Below are 5,060 nucleotides of genomic sequence, written 5' to 3'. Positions count from 1 at the left end.
CGCGCTGGTACTCCGTCTCGGGGGCTCGGAGATGTGTATAAGAGACAGCTCCTTGGCTACCCCTTATAACGTATCTCCAGCACGTTCAATACCATAACGCCTGATATGGTCGCGTACTTCCTTTTCCGTGAATTTCAGCATCACGTCATAAGTTCCCCCGACACTCCCATTGTACACCACAGCAAAATCCTTGTCCTCAATCAAAAGATTGTCTCCTCGGTTCTGTATGGGAGAAGAATAAGTATATTCTTCGTTAATGCCGTTACCGTCATAATACTCCTTGGCGAGAGTCAGCAATCCTTCGTAGTCCCCTTTATCCTTGAATGCGTCCAACCGCATCGTGTCATCGGTAAGCTGAAGATAAGCCACGGAAGAATAATACACTTTTTCTTTCGGTGCTGCTGTTTGTGCTTCATCAATGTTATGCTTCAGTTCCAGTGCAATCTTATCCACCTTTTGGGTAATCAGAGAAGCTGCTCTTTTCACATCCAACAGAGTTGTTTTGATGAATTGCGGTGATTCCTTCAATTCGTCGAGCCATCCTTTGAGGTACGCACAACTGTCCTCTTTTATATGTTTCGTCATGCCGTAACGTTGGGCGACCAATGCGCTGCCTAACTCGGCCACCAGTTCTTCGCGCGCGTACTCTGCCGAGCCGAAAGTTGTCGGCTTGATACGGTCAAGGACTCCTTCCGCACCGGTTGAGTGTGTCATCTCATGGAATAGTGTTCCATAGAACGCCTCTCCGGATTTGAACTGCTCCTTTTCCGGCACAACGATTTCATTTTTCGATATAGAGTAGTAAGCGTTATCCTGATGCTGTGGTTTGATCGGACAAATCCACAGATTGTCCTTTATCAGCGCATCGACGGGCGCGAAGCTGAAATGTTCTCCGTTCTCAATCTTCGATAGCGAATACTCTTTTTCGAGTTTTTGCCACAACTCCGGTCTTGCCTCCTGCAAGTTGGTCTGTGCCACGTTAAAGACTCGGAATACTTGCATCTTCGGATAAACATTGTATTCCTTCTTCTCGTTATCAGATAGTTTTTTGTAGTCATCATACTTAATCTTCTCACCAGAATCCTTATGTATGCAGGTGAATGTAGTCAGCATGATTGGGAATGATTTCTCTCCACGAAGTACAGAAACACGAGGTTTCTCCTGATTGTCCTTATCGGATTTGTTGAGCCGTTGTACACACTCAAAAGTGCAGAAGCGCGGAATCTTGTAACCTTCCTTTTCACAGTGTATAAGCAACATAATGGCATTCATGCCGTTATACTCACGTCCGGAAAGATTGCGGGGCCATTGCAACGCTCCTTCCGTGAACCAGGGCTTTCTCCAATCCTTACGGATACTCTCGATTTTCTCAATCATCATTTCAGCGAAGAGGTCTAATGCTTTATCCTCACTGTTCGGCCCGTCCGTGTGCTGTTTTTTATATCCGGCCATATCCTTTACTGATTGGAATTAGACGAATCTGCTACATACTGTACAAGTTCTTCCACCTTGCATGAAACATTCACCTTCCCGTTATATGCCGAAAGGGTTATTTCACCTTTGGCATCCACTCGCACGCCTGGCTGTAACCATGCTTCGCGTTCTTTGCCAAAACAGAAAAAACGTACCCATTGGTATTCAAAGCCATCCTCTACTTTCTCCGTACTGAATGCCGAGAACATTGTGTAAGGCTGGTCTTTCTTATCCCTTTTTTCCTCGATATGCTGCCCGACCTTACCTCGAAATACCAATTCGCCTTTGACCGTATCCTTCACATCTGCCGTAGCTGTACGAATTTCGTTAGTAAAAAGATTGAAATAAAGTTTGTCACCACGGTGTTTGAGATACATTGTCCCCGAAACCTCAACGCGGGAACCATTTCGATAATTGGAGACCTCCTCTCCGGCAGTATCTTTGCTGACATCCACCTCAATAGGCATAGTCTTCCCGTCTGTGTCAGGAATCATCACTTGAAGAGGGAAAACCAGGAACGTTTTCCCTTCCTTGTTTGTGCGTATCGACGCATCACGTCCGATGACGCCGCATACCGTAACATTACATTTTATCATTTCTATTGTCTTTTAATGTGATACATAATCACCCGACAACGGTGTTGCCATGATTTGTTGTTGAACTGCTAAATCATTGCTTTTAATCGGGTGCTCGTATCATTGCCCAAATCAACCATCCGGCAAGGAACAGTTGAACGCTCATGATAAGGAGCGTTGCCATCCAGCCGAAGAGTTGGTAGCAGAGCAGGACATACAAGGCAAGGTAGGACAGTCCGAACAGACATCTGCATAGCTGTATCATCACGCATTTTACCATATCGCCACGCCTCTATCTTTTTAAGTTCTCTGTCTGCCCCTGCTGTTGGGACATCCCTTGTTCAAAATTCTGTGAAGCCGCTTCCGAGAGGATAACCGTATTCAGCATACCGGTTACACGTATCCTTTTGGCTTCTTCTGTGAGAGTGTTGTTATTCAATGTTGCCGACAGACGGCTTAGCTCCGCAGTAGTCAACTCACGTGACATACGCAGCTCTCCATTGTCCACTCGCAGAATAGCCTTTCCATTTTCACTGATTGCCAGTTCACAGTTTTTCATGCCCGGCAACAATGATTTCAGATTGATGCGCCCGCTGTCCATTTGTTTCGATATGGCAGTCTTTTGCTCCTCCTCGTTCTTGTTGTCGATTTGTACGGCCAAGAGCATAAGGGAACTAAAGGCTGTCATCGCCATCTCTACTATAGGGTCATTGCATCCAGACATTCCCACACCGCTATCCTCTGACGAAAGCAGCTTCTTCATCCATCCGTCGGGTGAAAGGTTTTTGCCGGCGGCATTCTCTTCTGTTCCTTTATATCGGGTGAGCAGGCTGTTCCCGTTGTGCAACACTTCCAATTTGATATTACCTTTCTGTGCGATTTCAGTCAGATAAGCCGCAGGGTCGATGTCACGCTTTGTTCCGTCTGCATAGAAGTTTGTCACGCCGAAATGTAGATGTTCGCCCGTTGTACGTGTACCTGTGTTGCCCGATGTGCCGAGCTTTCCACCGGCTTGTACTACATCACCGACCTTTACAGCAACCTCCTTAAGGTGCATATAAGTACATTGTACCTTGCTACCATCCGTTCGGGTATATTCCACAGTCAGCGATTTCCCACCGGGCGTGTTCTTGTTCTGGTTCACAGCCACCACCTTCCCGTTGTTCTCAGTAGCCAGTACCGCATCGCCATTGCAACGGATATCAATTCCCTTGTGCATCTGTTGTTTCGTGTTGTCCATCGGATCTTGCCGCATACCGAAAGGCGAGGTAACAAAAAGAAACTCTTCACGCTCTACCGGGAATGAGTATTCCGCACCATACTCTGAATTTTCAGACGTTCGGAGAGGATTATGTTCCGCACCGAACCGCTTACCCTGTGTTTCCATTTCCTGCATCACCAGTTTGTCATACTGCTGTAAGCCATTTTGCTCTATAATCCGTTGCAGGCTCTCGGCATATTCTCCGCCTGTGGCATAACCAGCCTGTTCGATATTTTGTGTCCAACCCTTGTAATCGTCGGGTGAAAGTGCAAAACATCGGGCATAGCGGCTGTTCTCTTTCAGAAAACGGGAGTGGTGTTCGTATGAATCACCCACGCTGTCATAACTGCAAAACTTCTCATTCGGCTTATCGTCAGTATATATGCCATACCTTCCTCCTTCGGCAATCCATGCAGGCGTAGCCTTGATGCCAAAATGGTTGTTTTCGTTCTGCGCCAAACGGCTTTGTCCGTTGGAACTTTCCAGTATGCCTTGTGCCAACGTCACGGATGCGGGTATTCCGTATCGGCGCATCTGCTCCATAGCATACTCTGCATATTTCATTGCGTATTGTTGGTTCTTGCTCATTTCCTTACTCCTTATCTATGAAAACCTCTGTGTGTTTCTTGTTCCTCCATGTCACTGATAGCAACCCGTGCCCCGGCACGGACGAGCTTAGACAGATAGCTGTCGAGCTGTTCCGTTGGAAATTCCGTTGAAGCCGTAATGTCCCGTTCCGGATACTCTTTCAGGGCTATGCCCAATATCTTTGCACCCTGTACCGCATCTTCGTTATAGAGCCGATAACCATCTTTCGTGCGAAGCAGTTGCAAGGCATCGGGATGGTTCGCCTTAAGTTTGTCCCACAACTGCCGCTCCGGTGAAATTCCCTCATTGTCTGATTCCGTCCGTTCCTGCGCTGCCGTTTCTATCGGCCACAACTCTGCTTCTTTCTGTTGTTTCTCTCCGGTGTGTGCTTCCTGCGATTGTCCTTTTTGCAGTACGTCTGCAAAAAGAGTAGCTGCCAGATGACGTTTGTAGCTGTCACGTTCTTCCGCTATCCACATCCGCTGCCACTGTTGCGGAGTGACACTTCGGGCAGGCTGTTTCTGTCCGTCGATGGTTGCGACACACTGTATGCCGTCTTGTTTGGTTTTGAAAACCGAAACACGCTGGATACGGTTCAAATCAATTTCCGGCATTTCGCTGTGGAACAAATCCACCTTCAGGTCAGGTTTGACCTCGGCCAGCGCATAATACTTGTGCGCCAGTTCCATCCGCACCTTACCGATGTTATCCATCGCTTGCTTGAGCGTTGAAAAGAAGCGGTTTATATCTTCTTTATCAGGATAGATGCTATATCCGCTCTTATTTTCGGGTTTGATATAAAGTGCCCATCGTTTCTTATCGTCTTGAATCATCTCTACGTGGTCAAATCCGATCTCATTAGCCTGTTTGACTGCCGAAGCCACGTCCAGTGTGGAGAGTTTCTCCATCGCCCAGTTCTTCAGCCGGGCCAACGTAATCATCTTCTCGGCAAAATAACTGTCATCGGGCCGATAACCTAATGCACCATCCGTATTGTAGAAGCGTACCTGCTCGATTCCCTCTTTCTGCAACGCTCGCATGATGCGTCCCTTGTTCATTCCTGGTATCTCGTTATCTACCTCTGTTGATGCCCCTGCTGGGAGAATCACGTCTGCGGTTTTTGCCTGTGGGTCAATAACAAGCACAATTTTTTTCGTTTCTTT

Annotated in this window: 3 protein-coding genes and 2 pseudogenes; all 5 read right to left on the bottom strand. The window is 47.3% G+C overall.

Annotated elements, in window-relative coordinates; all coding sequences use genetic code 11:
• Positions 1 to 66: 66 nt before the first annotated feature.
• Positions 67 to 1,452: pseudogene (locus tag ABUA47_RS22920) on the bottom strand (zincin-like metallopeptidase domain-containing protein); the annotation flags it as partial.
• 5 nt (positions 1,453 to 1,457) lie between these two features.
• Positions 1,458 to 2,069, bottom strand: a complete 612-nt coding sequence (locus ABUA47_RS22915) for a hypothetical protein (protein WP_009293380.1) — start codon at positions 2,067 to 2,069, stop codon at positions 1,458 to 1,460.
• 82 nt (positions 2,070 to 2,151) lie between these two features.
• On the bottom strand, positions 2,152 to 2,328 hold the full coding sequence (locus ABUA47_RS22910; protein WP_010183082.1) for a hypothetical protein: 177 nt from the start codon (positions 2,326 to 2,328) through the stop codon (positions 2,152 to 2,154).
• A gap of 12 nt (positions 2,329 to 2,340) precedes the next feature.
• The gene (locus tag ABUA47_RS22905) at positions 2,341 to 3,897 is read right to left on the bottom strand and encodes a glucosaminidase domain-containing protein (RefSeq protein WP_032558361.1); all 1,557 of its coding nucleotides are present in this window, start codon (positions 3,895 to 3,897) and stop codon (positions 2,341 to 2,343) included.
• An 11-nt stretch (positions 3,898 to 3,908) separates the two neighbouring features.
• Positions 3,909 to 5,060: pseudogene (locus ABUA47_RS22900) on the bottom strand (DUF1738 domain-containing protein); the annotation flags it as partial.

It is taken from the genome of Bacteroides sp. RTP31139st1_H2_RTP31139_211217 (assembly GCF_040227615.1).
In the GTDB taxonomy this organism is placed as follows: domain Bacteria; phylum Bacteroidota; class Bacteroidia; order Bacteroidales; family Bacteroidaceae; genus Bacteroides; species Bacteroides uniformis.
Note: the sequence above shows the minus strand (reverse complement) of the source record. Positions and strands in the feature narration are given on the sequence as shown.